This window comes from Roseibium sp. MMSF_3412 (assembly GCF_030733265.1).
Classification (GTDB): domain Bacteria; phylum Pseudomonadota; class Alphaproteobacteria; order Rhizobiales; family Stappiaceae; genus Roseibium.
Map to the genome: position 1 here is coordinate 37,419 of NZ_JASHJI010000009.1, position 24,183 is coordinate 61,601.

At 58.3% G+C, this 24,183-nt stretch carries 23 protein-coding genes and 1 tRNA gene; 16 read left to right on the forward strand and 8 right to left on the reverse strand.

Annotation, left to right across the window (positions count from 1 at the left end; genetic code table 11):
* Positions 1–98: 98 nt before the first annotated feature.
* Positions 99–2,516, reverse strand: coding sequence for an FAD-dependent oxidoreductase (locus tag RBB49_RS16520; protein ID WP_306143950.1), 2,418 nt, complete (start codon positions 2,514–2,516; stop codon positions 99–101).
* A 155-nt stretch (positions 2,517–2,671) separates the two neighbouring features.
* On the opposite strand from RBB49_RS16520, the gene RBB49_RS16525 reads away from it, so the two are divergent.
* On the forward strand, positions 2,672–3,409 hold the full coding sequence (locus tag RBB49_RS16525) for a DeoR/GlpR family DNA-binding transcription regulator (protein ID WP_306143951.1): 738 nt from the start codon (positions 2,672–2,674) through the stop codon (positions 3,407–3,409).
* Positions 3,410–3,476: 67 nt separating this feature from the next.
* Here RBB49_RS16525 and RBB49_RS16530 read toward each other — a convergent pair whose 3' ends face one another.
* Together RBB49_RS16530 and RBB49_RS16535 are read right to left on the reverse strand one after the other, a co-directional pair.
* Positions 3,477–4,049: a hypothetical protein gene (locus RBB49_RS16530; protein ID WP_306143952.1), complete on the reverse strand. Its 573-nt coding sequence runs from the start codon at positions 4,047–4,049 to the stop codon at positions 3,477–3,479.
* 405 nt (positions 4,050–4,454) lie between these two features.
* Positions 4,455–4,528: transfer RNA gene (locus RBB49_RS16535), tRNA-Gln, on the reverse strand.
* Between the two features lie 418 nt (positions 4,529–4,946).
* Here RBB49_RS16535 and RBB49_RS16540 point away from each other — a divergent pair.
* The 5 genes from RBB49_RS16540 (at position 4,947) to RBB49_RS16560 (ending at position 10,587) form a co-directional block, all read left to right on the forward strand.
* Positions 4,947–6,491, forward strand: coding sequence for an exopolyphosphatase (locus RBB49_RS16540; RefSeq protein WP_306143953.1), 1,545 nt, complete (start codon positions 4,947–4,949; stop codon positions 6,489–6,491).
* 2 nt (positions 6,492–6,493) lie between these two features.
* The gene (locus RBB49_RS16545; protein WP_306143954.1) at positions 6,494–7,204 is read left to right on the forward strand and encodes an RlmE family RNA methyltransferase; all 711 of its coding nucleotides are present in this window, start codon (positions 6,494–6,496) and stop codon (positions 7,202–7,204) included.
* Positions 7,205–7,238: 34 nt separating this feature from the next.
* Positions 7,239–7,592, forward strand: a complete 354-nt coding sequence (locus RBB49_RS16550; protein WP_306143955.1) for a hypothetical protein — start codon at positions 7,239–7,241, stop codon at positions 7,590–7,592.
* 148 nt (positions 7,593–7,740) lie between these two features.
* Complete coding sequence (gene guaB / locus RBB49_RS16555; RefSeq protein WP_306143956.1) at positions 7,741–9,243, forward strand: IMP dehydrogenase; 1,503 nt, start codon at positions 7,741–7,743, stop codon at positions 9,241–9,243.
* A gap of 51 nt (positions 9,244–9,294) precedes the next feature.
* Positions 9,295–10,587 carry an RsmB/NOP family class I SAM-dependent RNA methyltransferase gene (locus RBB49_RS16560; RefSeq protein WP_306143957.1) on the forward strand — a complete coding sequence of 431 codons (1,293 nt, stop codon included), beginning with the start codon at positions 9,295–9,297 and terminating at the stop codon, positions 10,585–10,587.
* Positions 10,588–10,630: 43 nt separating this feature from the next.
* Here RBB49_RS16560 and RBB49_RS16565 read toward each other — a convergent pair whose 3' ends face one another.
* Positions 10,631–11,833 (reverse strand): lipopolysaccharide assembly protein LapB, encoded by a 1,203-nt coding sequence (locus RBB49_RS16565; RefSeq protein ID WP_306143958.1) that lies wholly within the window; start codon positions 11,831–11,833, stop codon positions 10,631–10,633.
* Positions 11,834–12,066: 233 nt separating this feature from the next.
* Here RBB49_RS16565 and guaA point away from each other — a divergent pair, with 233 nt between their 5' ends.
* Positions 12,067–13,623, forward strand: coding sequence for a glutamine-hydrolyzing GMP synthase (gene guaA / locus RBB49_RS16570; protein ID WP_306143959.1), 1,557 nt, complete (start codon positions 12,067–12,069; stop codon positions 13,621–13,623).
* 68 nt (positions 13,624–13,691) lie between these two features.
* Complete coding sequence (locus RBB49_RS16575) at positions 13,692–14,225, forward strand: hypothetical protein (RefSeq protein ID WP_306143960.1); 534 nt, start codon at positions 13,692–13,694, stop codon at positions 14,223–14,225.
* Here the strand turns inward: RBB49_RS16575 and RBB49_RS16580 are convergent.
* On the reverse strand, positions 14,209–14,541 hold the full coding sequence (locus RBB49_RS16580; RefSeq protein WP_306143961.1) for a TraR/DksA C4-type zinc finger protein: 333 nt from the start codon (positions 14,539–14,541) through the stop codon (positions 14,209–14,211). The genes RBB49_RS16575 and RBB49_RS16580 overlap by 17 nt on opposite strands.
* 148 nt (positions 14,542–14,689) lie before the next feature.
* Between RBB49_RS16580 and RBB49_RS16585 the strand changes: the two genes are divergently transcribed.
* Positions 14,690–15,067, forward strand: a complete 378-nt coding sequence (locus RBB49_RS16585; RefSeq protein WP_306143962.1) for a hypothetical protein — start codon at positions 14,690–14,692, stop codon at positions 15,065–15,067.
* Here RBB49_RS16585 and RBB49_RS16590 read toward each other — a convergent pair.
* Positions 15,064–15,699: a MarC family protein gene (locus tag RBB49_RS16590; RefSeq protein ID WP_306143963.1), complete on the reverse strand. Its 636-nt coding sequence runs from the start codon at positions 15,697–15,699 to the stop codon at positions 15,064–15,066. The genes RBB49_RS16585 and RBB49_RS16590 overlap by 4 nt on opposite strands.
* A 77-nt stretch (positions 15,700–15,776) precedes the next feature.
* Here RBB49_RS16590 and RBB49_RS16595 point away from each other — a divergent pair, with 77 nt between their 5' ends.
* Both RBB49_RS16595 and gyrA read left to right on the forward strand, forming a co-directional pair.
* Positions 15,777–15,917, forward strand: a complete 141-nt coding sequence (locus RBB49_RS16595) for a hypothetical protein (RefSeq protein ID WP_306143964.1) — start codon at positions 15,777–15,779, stop codon at positions 15,915–15,917.
* A complete protein-coding gene (gene gyrA, locus RBB49_RS16600) occupies positions 15,914–18,754 on the forward strand; it encodes a DNA gyrase subunit A (protein ID WP_306143965.1) in 2,841 nt (946 codons plus the stop codon). Before RBB49_RS16595 ends, gyrA begins: the two co-directional genes overlap by 4 nt.
* A gap of 97 nt (positions 18,755–18,851) precedes the next feature.
* Here gyrA and RBB49_RS16605 read toward each other — a convergent pair whose 3' ends face one another.
* Positions 18,852–19,268 carry a phosphopantetheine adenylyltransferase gene (locus RBB49_RS16605; RefSeq protein ID WP_306143966.1) on the reverse strand — a complete coding sequence of 139 codons (417 nt, stop codon included), beginning with the start codon at positions 19,266–19,268 and terminating at the stop codon, positions 18,852–18,854.
* Between the two features lie 161 nt (positions 19,269–19,429).
* On the opposite strand from RBB49_RS16605, the gene coaD reads away from it, so the two are divergent.
* The 5 genes from coaD to tgt all read left to right on the forward strand — a co-directional run bounded on the left by coaD (position 19,430) and on the right by tgt (position 23,440).
* Positions 19,430–19,936, forward strand: coding sequence for a pantetheine-phosphate adenylyltransferase (gene coaD / locus RBB49_RS16610; protein WP_306143967.1), 507 nt, complete (start codon positions 19,430–19,432; stop codon positions 19,934–19,936).
* Between the two features lie 93 nt (positions 19,937–20,029).
* Positions 20,030–20,512, forward strand: a complete 483-nt coding sequence (locus tag RBB49_RS16615; RefSeq protein ID WP_306143968.1) for a peptidylprolyl isomerase — start codon at positions 20,030–20,032, stop codon at positions 20,510–20,512.
* 39 nt (positions 20,513–20,551) lie between these two features.
* The gene (locus RBB49_RS16620) at positions 20,552–21,025 is read left to right on the forward strand and encodes a peptidylprolyl isomerase (RefSeq protein ID WP_306143969.1); all 474 of its coding nucleotides are present in this window, start codon (positions 20,552–20,554) and stop codon (positions 21,023–21,025) included.
* 181 nt (positions 21,026–21,206) lie between these two features.
* A complete protein-coding gene (gene queA, locus RBB49_RS16625; RefSeq protein WP_306143970.1) occupies positions 21,207–22,283 on the forward strand; it encodes a tRNA preQ1(34) S-adenosylmethionine ribosyltransferase-isomerase QueA in 1,077 nt (358 codons plus the stop codon).
* Positions 22,284–22,288: 5 nt separating this feature from the next.
* A complete protein-coding gene (tgt, locus tag RBB49_RS16630) occupies positions 22,289–23,440 on the forward strand; it encodes a tRNA guanosine(34) transglycosylase Tgt (RefSeq protein WP_306143971.1) in 1,152 nt (383 codons plus the stop codon).
* Between the two features lie 22 nt (positions 23,441–23,462).
* Here tgt and RBB49_RS16635 read toward each other — a convergent pair whose 3' ends face one another.
* Positions 23,463–23,897 (reverse strand): DUF4864 domain-containing protein, encoded by a 435-nt coding sequence (locus tag RBB49_RS16635; RefSeq protein WP_306143972.1) that lies wholly within the window; start codon positions 23,895–23,897, stop codon positions 23,463–23,465.
* Between the last annotated feature and the right edge of the window lie 286 nt (positions 23,898–24,183).

The following is a 24,183-nucleotide window of genomic DNA, read 5'->3' on the forward strand; positions in this document are numbered from 1 at the left end:
TGGCAGAGGTGACGCTTGCAAATTGCGGCGCGGTGCGTAGAGCAGCAAGTACCTTTTCAGCGTGTTCCGTCATGTTCCCCCATCCTTCCCTTGAGTGCCTATCCTTTGAGTGCCCTGTTTTCCGGATCGTATAGCGGGCTCTCTGCCCGAGTGACCGGATGCCGCTCACCGAAGACTTCCAGGCTGAAGACTGAATTGTTCCAATGCGCCTTGTCCAGATAACCGCGTATGATCGTCCGCTCCACAGTGTAGCCATACCCGACAGAGGTTGCCGAGGAGACAACCCGGTCACCCAGCAGGATCGTTTCTCCACCGGTCAGCGGCAGATGTTCGCTCGTTATGAATGTGCAAAGCTTCCGGTCTACTCCATTGTTTTTCTGCGCTTCCAGAACAGAGCGCCCGATGAAATCGCCTTTCGACCTGAAATGCACCCGGAAACCCAGACCCGCCTCCATGGGGGTGTAGTCCGGCGTGATATCTCCGGACCAGTAGACGTAGCCCTTTTCCATTCTGAGGCTCTCGATGGCCCGGTAGCCGACATTGGCAATACCGTGAACGTTGCCCGCAGCCCGGAGCGTGTCATAGACATGGGCGGCAAACTCCGTTGGAACGTGCAGTTCGTAGCCAAGCTCGCCGACATAACCGATACGCGCGGCACGGACCGGAGCTGCGCCGACTACAATCTCCCTCATCATGGCAAAGGGGATTGCCTCATTTGAAACGTCGTTTTCCGACGCGGCTGCCAGCACATCACGCGATCTTGGACCGACAAGGTTGATGACGGCGTATCCGCTTGTGACCTCTATGATATGCACCGACGAACCTGCGGGCAGGTTTCGTTTGATCCAGTCGCTGTCATGAACGCCGAACCCGGAACCGGTCACAAGGTAGAACCGGTCGTGCCCAAGACGAATGATCGTGACATCGGCCTCGACACCGCCGCGCTCGTTACAGAGCTGCGTGTAGATGACCGCGCCAACGGGCCTGTCCATATTGGAAACCGCGAGCCGTTGCAGCGTCGCAAGCGCATCCGCGCCGACGATCTCGAATTTGGAAAAGCTCGACTGGTCGATCAGGGCGACCCGCTCGCGAACGGCCTTGTGTTCTTCGGCGGCATATTTTTTCCACCCGGGCTCCAGGAAATCGAGTTGGTCGACGGGTGCCACACCTTCAGGTGCAAACCAGAGCGGCCGTTCCCAGCCGTTCTTGGAGCCGTAAACCGCCCCCTGGTCCTTGAGCTTCCGGTAAAGTGGGGACAGGCGCAGTTGACGGGCACTCTCATGTTCCTGCCCCGGATATCGCTTCTTGTAGTGGTGGGCATAGTGTTCGACGGCGCGTGGATACATGAAGCTCCTTGTGCCGTGATGCGGACCGAATCGCCGCACGTCGAGCGGCCAGAGATCGAGAGAAGGGCGGCCGTCAACGACCCACTCGGCGATCATTTCCCCGGCACCGCCGCCGGCGGCGATGCCATAGAGGAACCCGGTCGCCATCATCAGGTTGTCGAAGCCGGGCTGCCAGCCCATGACGAAATCACCATCAGCGGAGTAGGGGATCGGGCCATTGATGACCTGGCGGATGCCGACCTCGTTGACAACAGGGGTCACCTGACTGGCAAGATCTGCCAGCGGCAGGAACCTGTCGAGATTTTCCGGTAGCAGCTGGCGCACGAACGCACCGGGAATGCCCTGATCCCCGAAGGGCAGCGTGTCTTCTTCATAGCCGCCAATTACCAGCCGTCCGGCCACATCCGGCTTGTAGTAGACCAGTCTCTCAGGGTCGCGCAGCGTCGGAAAATGTCCGACTTCCGCACCGGTAGGCTCGGTGACGATATACTGGTGCTCGACCGCACAGGCAGGAACGCGGATACCGAGTTTCGCACCAAGTTCCCGGCTCCACATGCCGGCCGCAAGGATGATCGTGTCTGCCTCGAAAGCACCTTCACTTGTCTCAACTGCCGTGATCCGGCCGTTTACGACGGAAAAGTCACGGACTTCGACCCCCTGGCGGATGTCGGCCCCCTGGCGGCGCGCAGCTCCCGCTACGGCCTGGCAGAGCGAGGCAGGGTCGACATAGCCATCCGTCGGTATGAAGGCCGCGCCTTCCAGACCCCGTGCCTCGATCAGCGGAAAGAGGTCCTTGGCCTCCTCCGGCGTGATGATTTCCATCTCCAGATCGAAACTGCGCGCCATGGTCGCCAGGCGCTTTGCTTCCAGCAGGCGTTCCCGGGTTGCGGCCAGCCTGAGAGATCCGGTTTTCTTCCAGTCGAACTGCAGTCCTTCTTCGTTTTGAAGCCGGTCGTACATTTCGACTGATTTTTTCAGCATGCGGGTCGTGTTGCGTGAGGAGCGCAATTGTCCAACCAGTCCCGCCGCGTGCCATGTCGCTCCCTCGGTCAGGGCAGCACGTTCTAGGAGAACCACGTTCCGTTCCCCCATCCGGGTCAGGTGATAGGCAATCGAGCAGCCGATGATGCCGCCGCCGATGATCAGGTGTTTGGCCGAATGTTGGATCATTGTGCTGGTCCGCATGATGTCAATCGGCACAAATGCTAACAAAATTCAACACAGTCACAATAGGAATGTTGATTTTTGTTGAATTGCAGGTGCAAAATAGACTTATTCGGCCAGAAACTTTGGTGTAAACAGGCTTCATGTCGAAATACGAAACAATGCTCCTACAGACCGTCGATATGCGCGGCACCGTCAGCGTGCAGGAACTGTCGCGTATTCTCGGTGTGTCGGATCAAACCATCCGACGGGTTTCGCGGCCTCTGGTCGACCGGGGCGCGTTGCAAAAGGTTCATGGTGCGCTGGTCTCGACCAAATCGGCGGCGGATCTGCCGTATCTGGCACGCATGAACCTGAACCGGGAAGCCAAGGTTGCGATCGCCGGGGAGGTCGTGAAGATCATCCAGGATGGTGACAGCATCGCCATCGATACCGGATCAACGTCCGGATTCGTTGCTCAGGCACTGCGCAACCGGCGCGAGCTCACCGTTGTCACCAATTCGGCCTACGTGGCAAGTACGCTTGCCATGATCCCCGGCAACAATGTCTCCATGGCGGGAACCCAGTTGCGGGACCATGACGGCGCCTCCTTTGACAGGTCGGCGTTTGACGTCATCGAGCGGATGCAGGTGGACTATGTGCTGCTATCGGCTTCGCTGGTCGATGCCCGCAAGGGGTTTCTGGTTCACGAACAATGCGAGGTCGATATCGCGAGCGCGATGCTGGCAAATGCAGGGCAGGCGATCATGGCGGTCGATCACTCCAAGTTCGAGCCGCAAATGCGCAAGCCTGCACTACGCCAGCCGACACTCAAACCCGGAGACTACCTCGTCACCGACAGGGCGCCCCCTGACGACTTCGCAGGGCTTTTCGCGAACCTGGAAATCCGGTTTCCTTGATCATCCCTGAGTTATGCGGGCCTTGATACAGGCCATGCCTTCGCCGGCTCAGCCAATGATACGACCACTACCAACGGATTTGTTTGGCCAGGTCCTCATAGCCCCTCCACATGGGTCTTGCAGTTCCAAAAATTTCATTGGTTCCGGCCACGACTTTCGAGATTTCCTTCAAGGGTTTGGCATAAAAGCCAACTATCTTGTTTTTCTCGACTATGCAGGCGAAGCCGTAAATCATGTCGCCGTAAGCGAGAGCCAACGCTTTGGAATTCCTTTTTCCCTGAGGTCCGAGATTCTCGATCGCCTCCATGGCAATGATTATTCGGTTCGCGTCTTTGTAAGCCGCGACGAACTTGTCTCCCATCTGGAATCCCTGGTCGAGATTCTTGAAAATTCGTCTTAGCTCTGACGTCTGATTTGAGAGTTCCATCAGCTGAGGGCTGAGATTTTTGTAGGTGTCTATCTTGCCTACGAGAGCGCTACCCCATTGCAGCACTTCTCTTACCTTCATATCGCTCTTGCTGTGTCCTGCCTCCCAATCCCGCTTCCATCTATCGAAGTGCTTTTTCTGCAAACGCGCGCCTGCAAACGGGTCAGTGAAGGTGGTCTCAAGTGTGTTGTAAATGTCATCAGATAAACCCATGGTTTCGTATGCTCCCCTGAAGAATCGCCATTCATTATGTTTAGTCACTCAATGTTCTAACCATATTCTAATCTTGCTGTGCTTCAAACCTAAGAATAGCGTCGAACCTCAAAAAGTGACCTGCAGCTCTGAACAACTCAACCTGAGAGAGCTCCACCTACGTCAGTTGTAGTTATCCGTCGCATTCCCGGCATATCGTGCAGGCGGATTCCATCACGCGTGGTCCATGCGCGGACCTTGGCTTTTGACAGATTGGCAAGAGATCAGCGCAAAGGCGCATATCGGAATAAACGGAAAACAGCGCCGGATTTCGTATGGCGTGAAAACGCTGTTTGTTCTGCTGCTTCGGGCTTGTCCAAAAGGGCCGGCCGGCTGGCTGGAACGTATCGATTTTCTGAGAAAAATTGGCTGGGGAACCTGGATTCGAACCAGGACTAACGGAGTCAGAGTCCGCGGGTCTACCGTTAACCTATTCCCCAATGAGGCTCGCTTGAGCCGGGCCATTGGTCAGTGGGCGCGTTCACTGTGTCACGCATACTGAGTGTGCCGCATATACATCCATCACAATCGCCATTTCAAGTGTCGTTTTCGACTTTTTTGTGAAATCGGGAAAGCGAGATGCTGGCCGGCTGCAAGATTATGAGACTGAAAGCTTTTCCAGCGCCGGGCAACCTGATACAGTTTTGGCAACGACACATATGGCCACGGTGACAGCTGGCAAAACAGCCCGAACCTTGAGGCCTGAAAGGCAAAAACGTGACTGAGTCAGGTCAGGAACCGCCCGGAATCGGGCGACGTACCGCTGACGCGTCCGGGAAAAATGGGACTCGATCCGAGTTCAGCGGACCAAACCGCCGGAGGCGCAAGCGCCGGTCCGGTCAGGGTCCGAAGGGCGGAGTGGCAACCGAACAACGGTCTGCTGCATCGCCGGGTGACAAGGCAGATGTTGGGCAGCTGCGTCACGATTCCGGACACGTCGAACATACGCAATCCACACAGGATGGTGCGCCTCCTGTCGAGCGGGATGGTGCGAAGCGCCGCAAGAAACGGAGCCGCGGCCGCTCGGACACGGACGGGCGTAACGCTGCACACGCCGCAGGTCCCGCGGGCCAGGCGCAGTCGGCCGACGCGGTCACCAGTCCAAAGGGAAAAAAGGCCGCAAACCGGCGTGGCAGACGCCGTTGGCAGGCGTCAAGGAATGCCAAAAACGGTCGCGGTCCGAAACCGGATGCAAACGCAGGGCAGACCGCCGTCAACGCGGAGCAGGCAAACGGCCATTCTGCGCCGCCCCTCAAGGATGACAGCAAGGCCCAGGAGGCGAGGGGCCATCGGTCTCCTCCGTCCGCGCAGCAGGCCAGGACCAATGCGGACAAGGGCACACGGGGACGGCGTTCGCGGAACAACGGGGCACGGGCACCTCTCTATGCGGCCCTCGATCTTGGCACCAACAACTGCCGGCTTCTGATCGCACGGCCGGAAGAACGCGGATTTCGGGTTGTTGATGCCTATTCGCGCATTGTCAGGCTCGGTGAAGGGGTCGGTTCAAACAGGCGGCTCAGCTCTGCCGCGATGGACCGTGCCATCGATGCCCTGGACAACTGCCACAGGAAACTGGCCGATCGCGGCGTCCTCAGGTCGCGGCTGATCGCGACGGAAGCCTGCAGGGCTGCGGAGAACGGTGCGGCGTTCATCGAACGTGTCAGATCCGAAACCGGCCTGGCACTGGAAGTGGTCAACAGGGAAACCGAGGCCCGTCTCGCCGTCGCCGGATGCGCCTCGCTTGTCGATCACCAGGCAGACGGTGTTATCCTGTTTGATATTGGCGGTGGTTCCTCTGAAATTGTCTGGCTCGACCTGCGTAACCGTTGTGGTGCCCGCGGATATGCGCTGACGCGTTTCATCCGGTCCTGGATTTCACTGCCTGTCGGCGTCGTCAATCTGGCCGAGCGCCATGGCGGTGTCCATGTCACCCCCGAAATATTCGAGGCCATGGTCGATGACGCGGCCGATCATCTGTCCGCCTTCAGTCTCGCCGACACGCTGTCCGAAGCCATAGGTACGGGACGCGTCCACATGCTCGGCACATCCGGAACCGTGACGACGCTTGCCGGTGTTCATCTGGGGCTGCCGCGCTATGACAGGCGCAAGGTCGACGGAACCTGGCTCGATGATGACGACGTTGCAAGGATGATTGATCAGCTGCGAGACATGCCGTATGAGGCGCGCGTTGAAAATCCCTGCATCGGTGCCGATCGGGCGGACCTGGTATTGGCCGGCTGCGCGATCCTGGAGGCGATCAGGCGGCGATGGAGTTGCTCGCGCCTGCGCGTTGCCGACAGGGGGCTGCGCGAAGGCATCTTGACCGAACTGATGGCAGCTGACGGTGTCTGGTCACACCGTTCGCAGCGCAAGCGCCAGGACAGACGGCGCTGGAGGGATTGACTATGAGCCGCTCGAAAAAAGGATCCGGCGACCGCGGCCTGCACGTGAAGGTCAAGACCGCAGCCGGCAGGCGGGAATCGTCGACCCGCTGGCTGGAGCGGCAGTTGAACGATCCGTATGTGCGCCGCGCGAAGGCCGACGGATACCGGTCAAGGGCCGCCTACAAACTTATTGAGATCGACGACAAGCACCGGCTGCTCAAACCGGGCTATCGCGTTGTCGATCTCGGCTGCGCTCCCGGTGGCTGGTGTCAGGTTGCCGTTGAACGCGTTCAGTCGAGCCTTGATGCTCCGAAAGTGGTCGGTATCGATTACCTGGACATGGATCATGTCCGCGGTGCGATCTTCCTGAAGAAGGATTTTCTCGACGACGATGCTCCGGCAGCGCTGATGGAAGCTCTCGGCGGGCACAAACCGGATGTCGTGCTTTCGGACATGGCGGCGCCAACAACCGGGCACAAACAGACTGACCATCTCAGAACAACCCATCTGTTCGAAATCGCGATCGACTTTGCAAGACGAAACCTCGTCCCGGGCGGGTCGTTTCTGGCAAAGGTCTTCCGGGGCGGAACGGAAAACGCCTTGCTTCAGGAACTCAAGCGCGAGTTCAAGTCGGTCGCGCATCTGAAGCCTCCGGCAAGCCGGAAGGAAAGTCCGGAGCTCTACGTGATCGCAAAAGGGTTTCGCGGCAGCGACATCGGTTCGTTGGATTGATCGAAAGAGACTGTCGTCTCGTCGGAGTACGTGAATGCAGAAGATCAGGAAATTCGCTCAGGCGCTTGAAATCGCGTGGAGTTCGGAGTCCAGCTCATTGTGGAGCGCCGATAATCCGGCAGCCGGACAATGCGGCGTCACCGCACTTGTTGCCAGCGATGAACTGGGAGCGGAAATCCTCAAGACGCGCTACGGCTCGATCTGGCATTTTTACAATCGCATTGGTGGAAAGCGCCACGATTTCACGGAAAGCCAGTTCGGCGAACCGATCGACTACAACGACGTGCCGTCAACGCGTGACGAGGCTTTTGCCGACACCAACGCCCGTCAATACGCCTACTTGAGCAACGCGGTGAAGCGGTCGCTGGCGCAGGGGACGGCGGATTGAAGTAAACGGGGTGGGAATTCCACTTTGCAATCTGTCACCTGCGTGTTATTCACCCGCGCCAACTTCTCCGGCACAGCCGAAGCGACTCGCCAGACGCAGTCTTCACCTTCAAGACTGCGTCTCTAGCTATTTTAAAGGGGAATTGGCCATGGCATCCTTTTTTGTCCCATCGACCGGGCAGCAAGCACTGACCTTCGATGATGTGCTGCTGATACCCGGCCATTCGGAAGTTCTGCCGGGTCAGGTAGACCTGAAGACAAAGGTCACCCGCGAGCTGGAACTCAACATCCCGATCCTTTCATCCGCCATGGACACCGTGACGGAGGGCCGGCTTGCCATAGCCATGGCACAGGCGGGCGGAATCGGCGTTATTCACCGCAATCTGACACTCGACCGGCAGGCCGAAGAAGTCCGGATGGTGAAGAAGTTTGAGTCCGGCATGGTTGTCAATCCGCTGGTCATCGGGCCTGATGCGACGCTGCAGGATGCGTTGGACCTGATGAAAGGGTTCGGTATATCGGGCGTGCCGGTTGTTGAAAATGGTGGAACCGGGGGCCAGGCAACGGGCAAACTGGTTGGTATCCTGACCAACCGCGACGTGCGTTTTGCCTCCGATAACCAGCAGAAAATCCGCGAACTGATGACGAGCGACAATCTCGTAACCGTCAGCGACAACGTCAGTCAGGACGAGGCAAAGCGGCTGTTGCACCAAAACAGGATCGAAAAACTGCTGGTCGTGGATGACGCACGCAACTGCATCGGTCTCATCACGGTCAAGGACATGGAAAAGGCGCAGCTCAACCCCAATGCGTCCAAGGACGCACAGGGCCGGTTGCGCGTCGCCGCTGCCACGAGTGTTGGTGAAGAAGGCTTTGCCCGCGCCGAGAGGCTGGTCGATGCAGGCGTCGACATGGTGGTCGTAGACACCGCGCACGGGCATTCGCAAAAAGTTCTGGATATGGTCGGCAGGGTGAAGAAACTGTCGAATTCGGTCCAGGTTCTCGCCGGCAACGTTGCGACATCCGAAGGGACCAAGGCACTGATCGACGCCGGTGCTGATGCCGTGAAGGTCGGGATCGGTCCTGGCTCGATCTGCACAACGCGCATCGTCGCCGGTGTCGGCGTGCCGCAGTTGACCGCCATCATGGAATCCGTCAACGAAGCCGACAAACAGGGTGTCCCGGTCGTCGCCGATGGCGGCATCAAGTATTCGGGCGACCTTGCCAAGGCCATTGCCGCCGGTGCCGCGTCTGTCATGGTCGGATCGCTACTTGCCGGGACAGAAGAAAGCCCGGGCGAAGTCTATCTCCACCAGGGCCGGTCCTATAAGTCTTATCGCGGCATGGGATCGGTGGGGGCCATGGCGCGCGGCTCGGCTGATCGCTACTTCCAGGCCGAGGTTCGCGACAGCCTGAAACTCGTTCCCGAAGGCATCGAGGGACAGGTGCCTTACAAGGGTGCGCTCGGAAGCGTGCTTCATCAGCTCGCCGGCGGTTTGCGTGCGGCAATGGGATATGTCGGCGGCCGCAACATCCTCGACTTTCAGGAAAAAGCACGCTTCGTCCAGATTTCAGGTGCAGGCCTGAGGGAAAGCCACGCGCACGATGTCACCATCACACGTGAAAGCCCGAACTATCCATCCAGCGTTTGAGTTTGATTTTCCGGTCGTGCCAGCGACACGGGACAAGGACCGAGTGGCAATATGAAAGACGGCGGACGCCTCGCGGCTGCAATTGAAGTCCTGACCGAAGTCGAGAACCGCCACAGGCCGGTTCAGGCCTCTTTGAAGGATTGGGGAACATCGCACCGGTTCGCCGGATCTGGCGACCGCACCGCGATCGGCAATCTCGTCTTTGACGCCTTGCGCAACCGGGCATCGCTGGCGGCTCTTATGAAGGACACCTCCCCGAGGGCTGTTGTGCTGGCCACGTACGCTCTGACCTGGGAAAAAGGACTTGAGGCACTCGCGCAGGTCCTGGAGCAGGACCGGCATGCGCCGGAACCGCTGACAGCTGGCGAGACTGAGTCTCTGGCGGGCAACGGCGCTGCTGAAATGACGCTCTGGGACCAGGCAGACATTCCCCAGTGGGTCTGGCCGGAATTCGAAGCCCTTTTCGGCGTCGATGCCGTGCGGGAGGGAAACGCACTTGCAACCCGCGCACCGATTGATCTTCGGGTCAACACGCTGAAGGCGGACCGGGACAAGGTGCTGAAGCGAATCTCCCATACCGGAGCCGCCGCGACGAAACTTTCACCAATTGGCGCGCGTATCGTTGCGAAGCCCGGACCGGGACGTCTTCCGCACATCCAGGCCGAAGAAGGATTTCAGAAGGGCTGGTTCGAACTGCAGGACGAGGCCAGTCAACTGGCCGCCAGTTTGGCCCAGGCAAGGCCGGGCGAACAGGTCCTGGACTACTGCGCCGGTGGCGGCGGCAAAACCCTGGCACTGGCCGCATCGATGCAGAACAAGGGTCAGCTTTATGCCTATGACGCGGACCGATTGCGGCTGGCGCCGATCCATGACCGGCTGAAGCGGGCCGGCGTTCGAAACATTCAGGTTAGAGACCCGGCATCGTCCACGCTGGAGGACCTGAAAGGCCAGATGGATCTTGTCTTCATCGATGCCCCGTGCACGGGAACAGGCGTTTGGCGCCGCCGGCCGGACTCCAAATGGCGTTTGGCCGAAAAGGCCCTGGGTGACAGGATAGAGGATCAACGAACCGTTCTTCAGCGGGCACGTGATTACGTCAAAGCGGGCGGCCGTTTGGCCTATGTAACCTGTTCACTGCTTCCCCAGGAAAATCAGCACCAGATTGACTGGTTCCTGAAGGAAAACGAGGATTTTGAGCTTGTTTCACTGAGTGAAGCCTGGAAGGACCTGTTTCCCGGGCAGCCTCAGCCCAAATATGCTTCACCCCGAGGCGAGATGCTGTTCACACCAGCCTCGACGGATACTGACGGTTTCTTCGTGGCATTGCTGAAGCGCAGGACCTGACCGGCCGGGATCCGCGCCGATGGGCGTTTTCAGGCGTAAGGCACTATGTCAGGTCGCGTCGCTGCAGGCCGAGAACGCTCGAGGCGCGCTCGTTACCATCCGCGGAAAAGCCTTTTTCATTTGTCTGCCGTGTTTCAACCGCTGCGTCTTGCGCAGAATCGCCCTTCGGAACGGTTTCCTCTGCATGAGCTTGCACCGGAGCAGCCCGTCTTTCTGACACCGCGCTCTTGCCCGCAGGAGAGTTGGTCTCTTCGGATCGTGAGGAAGCGAGCGATGCGGCAGAGACCAGCTTCCTGGCCGTATCGCGCACATGCGCGTCCAAACCCTTGCCGGCGGTAAGGCCCGTCAGGACCGACCTTGCTTCATCGGCATATTTCAAGGCGGCGAGGACGGCCCCGATCGCGTTGAGCGGATCATGTGCCTCCTTGCCCAGGTCATGCGCCTTCAAGGCATTGTCGAGCGCCTGCACGTGGTGTCCGAGTTTACGGTTCAATACGCTCATCCGCACGAGGCAGGACTGCGAAGCGGGATGAAGTTTGAGTGCGGCTTCGGCCGCAAGCAGAGCGTCCTGCAACTCGCCCTTGCCGGCGAGAGCATCCGAAAGCAGTTCCAGCGCAAGCGGATCGGTCGGCGCGCTCTCGTTGGCCCTGATGGTAAGCTCAATCACTTCGTCGTAACGCTTGCGCCTGAGCAGCACCTCCGAAAGTCCCAGCAAGGCGCCCGGCTGCATCGGGTCGGCCTTCAGCGCCTTTCGGTAGGTCGCGATCGCGGCCGCGCCCTGTCCCGTCTTTGCCTGCGTTTCACCCTGGAGGGTCAACACGGCGGGAGAGTGCGGCATCAGGGAGGTGAGCCTCTCAACGCTTGGCGAAGCGTCTTCCGCCCGGCCTTCTTTCAGGCAGACCGTGGCGTGGCCAAAAAGGGCATTCCGGTTGTCGGGTGAACGGTCGAGCACGTCCTGAAAATTCTGTGCCGCGTTTTCGAGGTCGCCGAGCAGAAGCTGACAGTTTCCCAGGCTCGTGCGCGCATCCAGGTTATCCGGTTCGGTGAAGACGATCCGGCGCAACTGGGACTGTGCTTCTTCAAGATATCCGGCCTGCAGGAGCGCGGCGGCGGCGCGATAGGCGATTTCCGTGTCCTGTGGAGACATTTCCTGTGCCCGCAGATACGACACCAGCGCCTTGTCGAGTTCACCGGATTTCTCCAGCGCAAGGCCTTCTTCGAATGCTGATCTTGCATTTGCGGTCATTTGGTTTCCGAGCTGTGAGGGTCGGCTCTTGGCTGACTTCAAGAAACCGCATTAAAAAATGTTCTGCAGAGCTTAGTTGACCGACATCGCAAGGGTCAAAACGGAAATTCCTCCGTACACAGGCTTGTCGCATTCCGGGCAACGATTTGTGCGGGTTCGAAAAAGATGTGCGACAACACCGATGCCGACGAATCCGGGTTCTCATTCCCGGAGAGACCGGTTAGAAGCTGGCCATGACACATCACGACCGCCTCCTCATCATCGATTTCGGCTCCCAGGTGACGCAGCTGATCGCGCGGCGCTTGCGAGAGCTCAACGTCTATTGCGAAATTCACCCGTTTCAGAACGTGACCGACGGGTTCCTGACGGAATTCGCGCCGAAAGCGGTTATCTTTTCCGGCGGCCCTTCCTCGGTGTTCGCAGACGGTGCCCCGATGCCACCGGAGAGCGTTTTCAAACTGGGCATCCCGATCCTTGGTATCTGCTACGGACAGCAGGTGATGATGCATTGTCTCGGCGGAAAGGTCGAAAGAGGTCACGGCACTGCCGAGTTCGGGCGCGCCTATGTAACGCCCACCCGGACACGATTGTCTTTGCTCGATGGCTGGTTCGATGCAGACAAGGAACAGGTCTGGATGAGCCACGGTGATCATGTCAGTGAAATCGCTCCGGGTTTCGACGTCTACGGGACCTCGCCCAACGCGCCTTTCGCCATCACCGCCGATACCGGCCGGAATTTTTTCGCGGTCCAGTTCCATCCGGAGGTTCACCACACACCGAACGGCAAGAAGCTCTATGAAAATTTCGTTCGGATTGCGGGCTTCAAGGGCGACTGGACCATGGGAGCCTATCGCGATGATGCCATTGCGAAGATCCGCGAGCAGGTGGGTGACAAGAAGGTCATTTGCGGCCTCTCGGGAGGCGTCGACAGTTCGGTCGCCGCGGTTCTGATCCACGAGGCGATTGGCGATCAACTGACCTGCGTCTTTGTCGACCACGGCCTCCTGCGCCTGAACGAGGCTAGCGAAGTTGTCACCATGTTCCGGGACAACTACAATATTCCGCTGATTCACGCCGATGAATCCGATCTGTTTCTCAACGAACTGGAGGGTGTTTCCGACCCGGAACAGAAGCGCAAGACGATCGGCAAGCTGTTCATCGACGTCTTTCAGAAATACGCCAATGAGATCGAGGGTGCGGAATTCCTTGCGCAGGGAACCCTGTATCCGGATGTGATTGAAAGCGTCAGCTTCTCGGGCGGTCCGTCCGTGACCATCAAATCGCACCATAATGTGGGCGGTCTTCCGGAGAAAATGGGCCTGAAACTCGTTGAGCCGCTGCGCGAACTTTTCAAGGATGAGGTGAGGGAACTCGGCCGCGAACTCGGCCTGCCGGAAAGCTTCATCGGGCGTCATCCGTTCCCCGGTCCCGGGCTTGCGATCCGCTGTCCGGGAGAGATCACACGGGACAAGCTTGAGATCCTGCGCAAGGCCGACGCGGTTTACATCGATCAGATCCGCAAACACGGGCTCTATGATGAGATCTGGCAGGCATTCGTCGCCATTCTTCCGGTCCGGACCGTGGGCGTCATGGGAGACTACCGGACCTATGATTACGCTTGCGCGCTCAGGGCCGTGACTTCCGTGGATGGCATGACAGCGGATTACTATCCCTTCACGCACGAGTTCCTGGGCGAGACTGCGACCCGGATCATCAACGAAGTGCAGGGCATCAACAGGGTTACCTACGACATCACATCCAAACCTCCCGGCACCATCGAATGGGAGTGAGGACACGGCGTGTCCGTGATTTGCGACAGCATTGAGCACCCGCCCGGAGCGTCCAACGGGAAATGGCAATGAAACCTCCACCGGATTTGTCCGCGAATTGCGAAAGCTGTGCAGCGCTTTGCTGCGTTGTTTTCGCGTTCGACAAGTCGGATTCATTCGGAATTGACAAGGCGGCCTGCGAAGTTTGCCCGAACCTGGACGAGAGCGACCACTGCCGCATCTTCGACGATCGCCTGGAAATGGGTTTCGGGGGCTGTATTGCGTATGACTGCCATGGAGCCGGCCAGCGTGTGACACGCGAAGTCTTCAACGGAAGGCACTGGCGCGAAGATCCCGCGCTCAAGGAGCGCATGGGCGCGGCCTTGTCGGTCATGCGCCGGGTTCATGAATTGCTCTTGTTGCTCCGCTCAACGAAGAGCTTTGTGCTTTCGGCTGAGGAAAGCAACACGCTCCGCGGCCTCGAAGACGTGTTGAATCCCGACAGGATGTGGACCGAAAAGACGCTCCAGGCATTCCCGATCCTTAAGGTCAGCACTGAAGTTTATGCCTTCTTGCGGTCGTTGAAGCATCACGCCGGTTCCCTGACTACCGCGCGCACCTGATACAGAAGGCGGCAGCCGGATCGACTTCCAGCCGCTTTTCGGCGATTTCCTCACCACATTCGACACAGTCCCCGTATTCCCCGGCATCCAGCCGGTGAAGCGCAGCCGAGATCTTCTGGATATCGGCCCGCCTTTGTCTCTCTGAGGCCTGCGCCATCGCCTGGCCCTGCAGTGCATCCATGCGCGACAGACGACCGACCGATTGCTGATCCAGCGTCACGGGCGCACGCGCTTCCTCCGAGATGTCACTATAGGCTTCCAGCTCGATTTTCATCGCCGTCAGCTTTTTGCGGACAAGGTCTTCGTCAATCGGCATGGGATCCTCCACGTGCCAGCATGAAGACTTCGGGCAAAAGCTGCAAGCGCCGGCCATTCCAGCCAGGTAATCGTGGATGACGCACTCGTGACTTTGTGCCTGAAACCGGAATTTGCAAGTATGGCGCGTCCTGCGTGGGAGTTCAGAAATGCCGTTTCGAAAACTGGGTTTGTTTGGCGCAAAAGTTCTTGTTGCTGCGTCATGTGTGATCCCGGCGAATGCCGGGGATGTGGAAATTGTCGACGCGACGGCGCGTCAGTCAGGAAGCAGCTGGACTTTCTCCGTGACGCTGAAACACGGCGACACCGGGTGGGATCACTATGCCGATCTGTGGCAGGTATTCACGCCGGACGGACAACTTCTCGGAGAGCGTATCCTGTTGCATCCGCATGTCGAGGAACAGCCGTTTACGCGATCGCTGTCCGGCGTTGAAATACCCGACGAAGTCGAAGAGGTGGTTATTCGCGCCCGCGACAGCGTTCACGGCGTTGCAGAACAGGAATACAGGCTCACCTTGCCACGCTAACGGTCAAGGAGAACCAGCACGCCATCGGCAACGAACTGCACGGAAAGTGCAGCCAGAAGAACACCGAGAAGGCGCGTGATGACGAGCTGCGCCGTTTCCCCGAGAAGCCGTTCCAGCCTGTCCGCCAGCAAGAACGCGCCGAGGCAGCTCAAAAGGATCACCGCAATGACGCCGCCGAGGCCCGCATAGGCAACCGTATCGGGTGCCTGGCTCGAAAGCAGGATAATGGCCGAGATGGTCGCGGGCCCGGAGATGAGCGGAATTGCGAGCGGGAAGATGGCGACTTCGTTGACCGTTCCGTGGTGCCCCTGGGATTCGACCGCTTTCTCCGCTGTTTCCGCCTTTCGCTCCTGTCTCTTGCCGAAGACCATCTCGATCGCGATGAGAAACAGGAGAATGCCGCCGGCCACGCGGAATGCCGATACAGAAATGCCGAGAACGTTCAGAACGGTCTGTCCGGAAGCGTAAAAGATCAACAGGATTCCTGCAGCCGTAGCAGTTGCCCTTATCGCCACCTTGCGCCGATCTGACGCGCTCATTCCGGCGGTCACGGCAAGAAACATCGGAGCAAGACCGACCGGGTCGATCGTCACGAACAACATGGCAAACGCGTTGATGAAATAGTCCAGCATTCGCAGCCTCCGATGCAGAATTGAGGGCCAGGATTCGGCCTTGTTACAGGGGATTTGGCATCACTTCGAGTGGCTGCATGAAAATCATTTTTGCTGCCTGTGAATATGCTTCGTACACCATTGAAAAATATGATGAAAACCTATTACGAAAAAGCGCGGCAGATTTGGCCCGTGCCCTTGAATCGGCTATAAATGACGCAGCTATAACAATGAAATGAGATCTTCCTTGTCCGATCAGGATAACAACACCCCGTCGGACGGTCTTCCGTCTGATATCAAACCGGTCTCCATCGTCGACGAAATGAAGAGCAGCTATATCGAATACGCGATGAGCGTAATCGTTTCGCGTGCGCTGCCAGATGTCAGAGACGGACTGAAACCGGTGCACCGTCGCATCCTCTATTCGATGCACGAAAACGGCTACGAGTGGAACAAGCCCTACCGCAAATCCGCACGTGTTGTCGGTGACGTCATCGGTAAGTACCACCCGCACGGCGACAGCGCCATTTACGAAGCGCTTGTGCGCATGGCGCAGGACTTTTCGCTGCGGTTGCCGCTGATTGACGGACAGGGCAATTTCGGTTCGATCGATGGCGATCCCGCAGCGGCCATGCGCTACACGGAATGCCGGCTGGAAAAGGTCGCCCACAAACTCCTGGACGATATCGACAAGGACACGGTCGACTTTCAGGAAAACTACGACAATTCCGAAACCGAGCCGGTGGTTCTCCCGGCTAAGTTCCCGAACCTTCTGGTCAACGGCGCCGGCGGCATTGCCGTCGGGATGGCGACGAATATCCCTCCGCACAACCTGGGCGAAGTGATCGACGCGGCGATCGCTATCATGGAAAACCCGGCCATGACCCTTGCCGAGCTCATGGAAATTGTGCCGGGGCCCGATTTCCCGACAGCAGGGATTATTCTTGGCCGTTCGGGCATTCGAAACGCGTATGAAACCGGCCGTGGCTCCATCGCAATGCGGGCCAAGGTTGATATCGAGGAAGTCCGCAAGGATCGAAACGCACTCATCGTCACCGAGATTCCCTACCAGGTGAACAAGTCGACGATGATTGAAAAGATCGCCGAACTGGTGCGTGACAAACGCGTTGAAGGGATCTCGGATATCCGCGACGAGAGTGACCGCTCCGGAATGCGGGTCGTGATCGAACTGAAACGCGATGCGGTTCCCGACGTTGTCCTGAACCAGCTTTACCGGTTCAGCCAGCTGCAGACGTCATTCGGCGCGAACATGGTCGCACTTAACGGCGGCAAACCGGAGCAGATGAACCTCTCGGACATGCTCAAGGCCTTCGTGGCTTTCCGGGAAGAAGTTGTCGGCCGCCGCACGCGCTATCTTCTGAAGAAGGCGAGAGACCGGGCTCATATCCTGGTTGGTCTCGGAATCGCGGTCGCGAATATCGACGAAGTCATCCACCTGATCCGGACCGCGCCGGATCCGGCGACGGCTCGTGCCCAGCTCATGGAGCGCGACTGGCCGGCCCACGATGTCGAACCGTTGATCAGGCTGATCGACGATCCGCGTCACCAGGTCCGGGAAGACGGAACCTACAAACTCTCCGAGGAACAGGCCCGTGCAATCCTCGACCTGCGTCTGCAGCGCCTCACGGCTCTCGGCAGGGACGAGATCGACGAAGAGCTCAAAAAGATCGGTGCCGAGATTTCCGAATATCTCGACATTCTCCGGTCGCGCGCACGTATCCAGGAAATCGTTCGCAACGAGATGCTGGAAATCAAGGAAGAGTTTGCAACGCCGCGCCGAACCGAAATCATCGAGGGCGGGGCCGACTTTGACGATGAAGACCTGATCCAGCGTGAGGATATGGTCGTGACCGTGTCCCATGGCGGCTACATCAAGCGTGTTCCGCTTGCGACCTACCGGGCGCAGCGGCGCGGCGGCAAGGGCCGCTCGGGGATGGCCACGAAGGACGAGGATTTCGTAACCCGTCTCTTCGTCGCCAACACGCACACGCCGGTCCTGTTCTTCTCCTCCAGGGGGATCTGCTACAAGATGAAGGTCTGGCGTCTGCCGCTTGGCGGGCCGACCTCGCGCGGCAAGGCCCTCGTTAACATGCTGCCGCTTGAACAGGGAGAGCAGATCACCTCCATCCTGCCTTTGCCGGAAGATGAGGATAGCTGGGCCAATCTCGACGTGATGTTTGCCACTGTGCGCGGCACGGTGCGCAGGAACAAGCTCTCCGACTTCGTCAACATCAACCGCAACGGCAAGATCGCGATGAAATTGGAAGACGGCGATGGCATTGTCGGCGTCGATACCTGTTCCGAGCATGATGACGTCATGCTGACCACGAATTCCGGGCAGTGCATCCGGTTCCCGGTTACGGACGTTCGTGTCTTCGCGGGACGAAACTCCGTCGGTGTGCGCGGTATCCGCCTGGCTGATGCCGACCGGGTGATTTCGATGCAGATCCTGCATCACATCGATGTCGACGCGGAAGAGCGTGCAGCCTATCTGAAACTGTCCCGGGCAATGCGCGGGGAGGCGGACGAAAATGGCAATGGAGCGGACGAAGAGGGCGTGATCGCCGGAGATCTGCCCCAGGAACGCTACGCTCAGATGAGTGCTGCCGAACAAATCATCCTGACGGTTTCCGAGAACGGCTACGGCAAGAGGACCTCCTCATTCGAATACCGGGTGACGGGCAGGGGCGGCAAGGGCATCACGGCCATGGCGGTCAATGATCGCAATGGCGGTCTCGTTGCCTCATTCCCGGTCGAGGACAGCCACCAGATCATGCTTGTAACCGACGGTGGCCAGCTCATCCGCTGCCCGGTCGACGGCATTCGAATTGCAGGCCGAGCGACACAGGGTGTGATCGTCTTCAAGACCGCCTCGGATGAGAAGGTCGTTGCCGTCGAGGGCATTTCCGAAGTCGATGATGACGACTTCGACGACGAGGCCGAGGAAGCTGCAGGTGACAGTGAAGCCGGTGACATGCCTGACGGTGACGGCGGCTCGACCTCCACTCCCGACAAGGCGGACGACGGTGGAGACGACGGGGCACCGGAGAGCTAACGCGCAAAACCGGATGTTCAAACGACAACAGCGGCCAGGGTGGAACCTGCGCCGCTGTTTGCCGTTCGGGGGAGAAAACTGGGAGGTATTTTAAGATTTAGTTCGTGGTCGGGTAGCGTGCCAGGATCGTCTGGTTTGCAGTCGGTGCCTTCTGTTCAACAGTAACAAAGGAAACGTTGCGAACCTTCGAAGCGCCTGTCAGCGATGCGGCACATTCTTCGCTCCACGCGCCCCATGCCTGGGAGGTGCAGTTTTCGGAAACTGTGGAAGCGGCAATCCGGTCCGTCTTGGTCGCGGAAAGGCCCTGTGTCGCGAGGCTCGTCAGGTTGTCAGCCTGAGAGGCGTTGCTCGGATACAGGCTCATCATGCCTGCGGCAACCATCGTCAGCAGCGCGAGTGCGAACACTGCTGCCATCTTGAACTGGACGGACACGTCCGCCGCTTTGCCCTGAAATGCAAACGATGCGCCCGCTTTGTTCGAAACGGTTGCGCCTTGTGTAACGTAGCTCCTCATCATCCTGGCTCCTGCTCACGCCTTGTTTGTGATGAAGACACCTTGGACCATTGCGGAAAAGTCTTATGTGACGGCAATCACAAAAAGTGCCTCAATTGGAAAAAAGCTGATTTTGTGGGTTTTTCTTGTGACGTGCCTGTTGGCGGAGTATGGAGATGGCCATGACACGTATCGCGCTTTATCCGGGGTCCTTCGATCCCGTCACCAATGGCCATATGGACATATTGCGTCAGTCTCTCGCCCTGGCGGACAAGGTCGTTGTCGCCATCGGCATTCATCCTGGAAAAAAGCCGCTTTTTTCTTTAGAGGAACGGCAGAACCTTATCCACGCATCTGCCAGGGCTGAATTTACCAGGGAAGAAGCCGCGCGCATTGATGTGATTTCGTTTTCTAACCTGGTCATCAAGACGGCGCGCGAACAGGGCGCAACCTGTCTGGTGCGCGGACTGAGAGACGGCACCGATCTGGATTATGAAATGCAGATGGCCGGCATGAACGGCACGTTGGAACCGAACATAAAGACAGTGTTTCTGCCGGCATCGCCCACTGTGCGCCACATCACCGCCACCTTGGTCAGGCAAATCGCGAAAATGGGCGGCGAAATTTCAGAATTTGTGCCGGAACCGGTCGTATCGCCGCTTCGGCGCGTAACAAGTCCGCAAAGTTGATTCCAGTTTCCCAGACCTGAACTTTAGGAGCTTCCAGTGTCACGTCTTTTCGCAGTTTTCGCCGTATTGGCGTCTATCGCATTCCTTCCGGCCATGGCCAATGCGCAGGCCAAAGATCCTGAAAATACGCTGTTTCTCGACCTCAAGGATGGTCGCGTCACCATTCAGCTGCGCCCTGACCTGGCTCCACAGCATGTTGAGCGGATCAAGAAACTCACCCGCGAAGGCTTTTACGACGGTATCGTGTTTCACCGTGTGATTGACGGGTTCATGGCACAGACTGGCGATCCGACGGGCACCGGCAGCGGCGGCTCGAAAGAACCTGACCTGGCCGCGGAATTCACCAATGCACCATTCCGAAGAGGCACGCTCGGCATGGCCCGCGCCGCCAGCCCGAACAGTGCCAATTCCCAGTTTTTCATCATGTTCAATGACGGCGACTGGTTGAACGGCAAATATACGGTGTTCGGCGAAGTCGTTGACGGGATGCAATTTATCGACAATATCACGCGCGGTGAACCGCCTGCGAATCCCGACAAGATCGTCAAGATGCAAGTTGCTGCAGACGCGCAATAATTCAGAACAAGCCCGACTTAAAGACCCAAGGAGTCAGACATGGCAGAAATCAAGGATGCCGAGAACACCCTTCTCATGGAAACGAGCCAGGGACCGATTGTCATCGAAATGAAACCCGACCTCGCACCCGGACATGTCTCCCGGATCAAGGAACTCGTGCGTGAGGGATTTTATGACGGTATCGTGTTTCACCGGGTGATCGACGGCTTCATGGCGCAGACCGGCTGCCCGCAGGGCACGGGTACCGGCGGTTCGGGTCAGAAACTGAAGGCCGAGTTCAGCAACCACAAGCATGTTCGTGGAACCTGCTCCATGGCGCGCGCCATGGATCCGAATTCCGGAGACAGCCAGTTTTTCATCTGCTTTACGGACGCGCCCTGGCTCGACGGGCAGTACACCGTTTGGGGCGAAGTGGTCGAAGGCATGGACAATGTCGACAAGATCAAGCGCGGCGAACCGGTCGTTGATCCGGACAACATCGTGTCATTGAAGGTTGCCGCTGACGCGGCCTGATCATCGCGAAAGACGATTTTTGGCAGCGCGGACCGCTCGTCTGCGCTGCTTTGTTTTGAGGGCTGTCTGCAGGTTGACCTTGCTACGTCGCAACGCTAAGAGCGCGAACAACGGATGCCGCCAGGCGCGTGAGCAACCGTGACAGCCTGTTTCACCTGAACACCGGATTGAATTGACCGCCATGCGCGTCGACGACTTTGATTTTGACCTTCCAAATGAACGCATCGCGTTGCGGCCCGTGAAGCCGCGTGATGCAGCGCGCATGCTTGTTGTGCGTCCTGACACGCAGCAGGTCATGTCCGACATGGGTGTCCGGGACCTGCCAATGCTCCTTCAGCCTGGCGACGCCCTGGTGTTCAATGACACCAGGGTCATTCCCGCCCAACTTGAAGGCCGGCGCGTGAGGGGCGAGATCTCGGCTGGCGTCAGCGTGACGCTGCATATGCGTTCTGCACCCGATCAATGGCGTGCCTTTGCACGCCCGGCAAAAAAGCTTCAGATCGGCGATCTGATCGAATTTGAGAAGACCGGGGCGAGGCTGACGGCGAGGGTCGCGGAAAAGTCGGATGCAGGCGAGGTATTGCTGTGCTTCGATGTTTCCGGACCGGATCTCGATGCTGCCGTAGCGTCGGTAGGGCACGTGCCGCTGCCACCCTATATTGCCCAAAAACGGGCAGAGGATGCGCAGGACATAAAGGACTACCAGACGATTTTCGCCGAGAAGGACGGCGCCGTCGCTGCCCCGACGGCCGGTCTTCATTTCACACCGCACTTGCTGGACACGCTTTCCGAACGGGGAATTGAGCAACACATCGTCACGTTGCATGTCGGTGCCGGAACCTTCCTGCCGGTAAAGGCCGACGACACGGACGATCACAAGATGCATGCGGAGTGGGGCGAAGTGTCTGACACGACTGCAGGGGCGCTCAGGGACGTGAAAGCGCGCGGCAACAAGGTCGTGAGTGTTGGCACAACATCCTTGAGGATCCTTGAAAGCGCAGCACAGGCTGACGGGACACTTCAGCCCTTTGCGGGAGAGACTTCGATCTTCATTACACCCGGTTACAGGTTCAGGGCCATCGACGCGCTGATGACCAATTTCCACCTGCCGCGTTCGACACTGTTCATGCTGGTGTCGGCCTTGTCGGGGCTTGAGACGATGCGGGCCGCCTATGCACATGCGATAGAAATGGAATACAGGTTTTACAGCTACGGCGATGCGTCACTCCTGTTTCCCGCAACATCGGAGCAAGGCTGATCACAATGTCCGCGCAGAAACAGAAATTCGATTTCAGACTGCTTGCAACCGATGGCGCAGCGCGCCGCGGCGAGATCACGACCCCGCACGGGATCGTTCACACGCCTGCCTTCATGCCGGTGGGAACACAGGGCACGGTCAAGGCGATGTATCCCGGTCAGGTCCGGGAAACCGGCGCTGACGTGGTGCTGGGGAACACATACCACCTGATGCTGCGCCCGACTGCCGAGCGCGTACACGCACTCGGCGGGCTGCACAAATTCATGAACTGGCCGCATACGATCCTTACCGACAGCGGCGGCTTTCAGGTCATGTCGCTTGCTCAGCTGCGCAAGCTCGACGAAAACGGCGTTCGGTTCCAAAGCCATATTGACGGCCGGAAGTATCATCTGACACCCGAACGGTCGGTCGAGATCCAGGGCCTGCTCGGGTCGGACATCCAGATGCAGCTCGACGAATGCATCCGTCTGCCGAGCCCCAGGGAAGAAGTTCAAAGGGCGATGGAATTGTCGCTGCGGTGGGCGGAACGCTCACGCAAGCAATTTGAAGAGATGAAAGGCCCTGAGAAGGGTCAGGGTCTCTATGGCATTGTCCAGGGCGGGGATCAGCCCGACCTGCGTATCCGGTCGGCGGAAGAACTTGGAAAACTGTCGTTCGAAGGGTATTCGGTCGGGGGGCTCGCAGTCGGTGAGCCTCAGGACGTCATGCTGGCCATGCTGGACATCACAACGCCCGTCATGCCCGTGGACAAACCGCGTTATCTCATGGGCGTTGGAACACCGGATGACCTACTGGAAAGCGTCAAACGCGGGATCGATCAGTTCGATTGCGTGATGCCGACGCGCGCAGGACGTCACGGGCTGGCCTATACGAAATACGGCAAGGTCAATCTCAAGAACGCACGGCATCAGGACGACCCGCGTCCGCTCGACCAGGAAAGCGAATGCCCGGCCGCGAATACGTACAGCCGCGCCTATCTTCATCATCTCGTCAGGGCAGGCGAGGGGCTGGCGGGCATGTTGCTGACCTGGAACAACATTGCCTACTACCAGCACCTCATGAAGGGAATGCGCGACGCGATCGAAGCAGGCAGCTTTGCCGACTTCTATGCGCAAACCAAGGAAAACTGGGCGCGCGGAGATATCGCGCCCGTTTGATCAGCCTTGCCCGGCGAGGACGTCAGGCGGCAAAACCGTCGGATTTTGTCAGGTAACAGCCTGAGATCTTCCAGGTTCCGTCTTCCTGTTGTTCAAAGCTGTAAAGCGCGAGCCAGTTCTTGCCCTTCGGACCGACGACATAGACCTCTTGCGTTGGGCCGAGTTTGGTCATCTTGGTCTGGCCGAACGTAACACTTTGTGGTCTGTAGACCGGCTGGTAACCCTGCTTGACCATCTTCATGAAGATTTCCGGGTTCTGAAATCTTTTCTGGAGAGAGTTTGTAGCAAACGAAAAAGCCGCCTGTGCATTCCCGGCTGCAAATGCGCTCATCTGATCCTTGATAATCCCCTGGAAAGCCGTCGTGTCGAGAGTGTCCTGCGCCGCTGCAGATCCTGCCATCAGGAACCCGGCAATGCTCAATCCGGCCAGGGACGTCAGGAATTTGGAATTCGCCATGGTCGATGCCTCCTTCTCTGGAACATGACCAAGTATACGGCGCAATTCGCCCACCGGATCGAGTGACCGACAAGCTGTCCACGGCGAAACGGCAAAAAAAGCAGAAGCATTCGGTTCGTGACAACTGAATTATTCTGTTTTCTTTGGGAGTTCAAAGCGCTGTCGGTGAGGACAAGACCAATGGAATCAACGGTCAACGTTTTGTAGACGAAATCAGTTTTGAGAATAGGCGGATTTCATGCCCGGAACAGACTGTTCTTCATTGTTTCTCAGGGTGACAAAATCT

Bases quoted from the DNA above. Each gene is read 5' to 3' on its own strand.
- RBB49_RS16520 (WP_306143950.1), bottom strand. From the start codon at position 2,516: ATGATCCAACATTCGGCCAAACACCTGATCATCGGCGGCGGCATCATC.
- RBB49_RS16525 (WP_306143951.1), top strand. From the start codon at position 2,672: ATGCTCCTACAGACCGTCGATATGCGCGGCACCGTCAGCGTGCAGGAA.
- RBB49_RS16530 (WP_306143952.1), bottom strand. From the start codon at position 4,049: ATGGGTTTATCTGATGACATTTACAACACACTTGAGACCACCTTCACT.
- RBB49_RS16545 (WP_306143954.1), top strand. From the start codon at position 6,494: ATGAGCCGCTCGAAAAAAGGATCCGGCGACCGCGGCCTGCACGTGAAG.
- RBB49_RS16550 (WP_306143955.1), top strand. From the start codon at position 7,239: ATGCAGAAGATCAGGAAATTCGCTCAGGCGCTTGAAATCGCGTGGAGT.
- guaB (WP_306143956.1), top strand. From the start codon at position 7,741: ATGGCATCCTTTTTTGTCCCATCGACCGGGCAGCAAGCACTGACCTTC.
- RBB49_RS16560 (WP_306143957.1), top strand. From the start codon at position 9,295: ATGAAAGACGGCGGACGCCTCGCGGCTGCAATTGAAGTCCTGACCGAA.
- RBB49_RS16565 (WP_306143958.1), bottom strand. From the start codon at position 11,833: ATGACCGCAAATGCAAGATCAGCATTCGAAGAAGGCCTTGCGCTGGAG.
- guaA (WP_306143959.1), top strand. From the start codon at position 12,067: ATGACACATCACGACCGCCTCCTCATCATCGATTTCGGCTCCCAGGTG.
- RBB49_RS16575 (WP_306143960.1), top strand. From the start codon at position 13,692: ATGAAACCTCCACCGGATTTGTCCGCGAATTGCGAAAGCTGTGCAGCG.
- RBB49_RS16580 (WP_306143961.1), bottom strand. From the start codon at position 14,541: ATGCCGATTGACGAAGACCTTGTCCGCAAAAAGCTGACGGCGATGAAA.
- RBB49_RS16585 (WP_306143962.1), top strand. From the start codon at position 14,690: ATGCCGTTTCGAAAACTGGGTTTGTTTGGCGCAAAAGTTCTTGTTGCT.
- RBB49_RS16590 (WP_306143963.1), bottom strand. From the start codon at position 15,699: ATGCTGGACTATTTCATCAACGCGTTTGCCATGTTGTTCGTGACGATC.
- RBB49_RS16595 (WP_306143964.1), top strand. From the start codon at position 15,777: ATGAAAATCATTTTTGCTGCCTGTGAATATGCTTCGTACACCATTGAA.
- gyrA (WP_306143965.1), top strand. From the start codon at position 15,914: ATGAGATCTTCCTTGTCCGATCAGGATAACAACACCCCGTCGGACGGT.
- RBB49_RS16605 (WP_306143966.1), bottom strand. From the start codon at position 19,268: ATGAGGAGCTACGTTACACAAGGCGCAACCGTTTCGAACAAAGCGGGC.
- coaD (WP_306143967.1), top strand. From the start codon at position 19,430: ATGACACGTATCGCGCTTTATCCGGGGTCCTTCGATCCCGTCACCAAT.
- RBB49_RS16615 (WP_306143968.1), top strand. From the start codon at position 20,030: ATGGCCAATGCGCAGGCCAAAGATCCTGAAAATACGCTGTTTCTCGAC.
- RBB49_RS16620 (WP_306143969.1), top strand. From the start codon at position 20,552: ATGGCAGAAATCAAGGATGCCGAGAACACCCTTCTCATGGAAACGAGC.
- queA (WP_306143970.1), top strand. From the start codon at position 21,207: ATGCGCGTCGACGACTTTGATTTTGACCTTCCAAATGAACGCATCGCG.
- tgt (WP_306143971.1), top strand. From the start codon at position 22,289: ATGTCCGCGCAGAAACAGAAATTCGATTTCAGACTGCTTGCAACCGAT.
- RBB49_RS16635 (WP_306143972.1), bottom strand. From the start codon at position 23,897: ATGGCGAATTCCAAATTCCTGACGTCCCTGGCCGGATTGAGCATTGCC.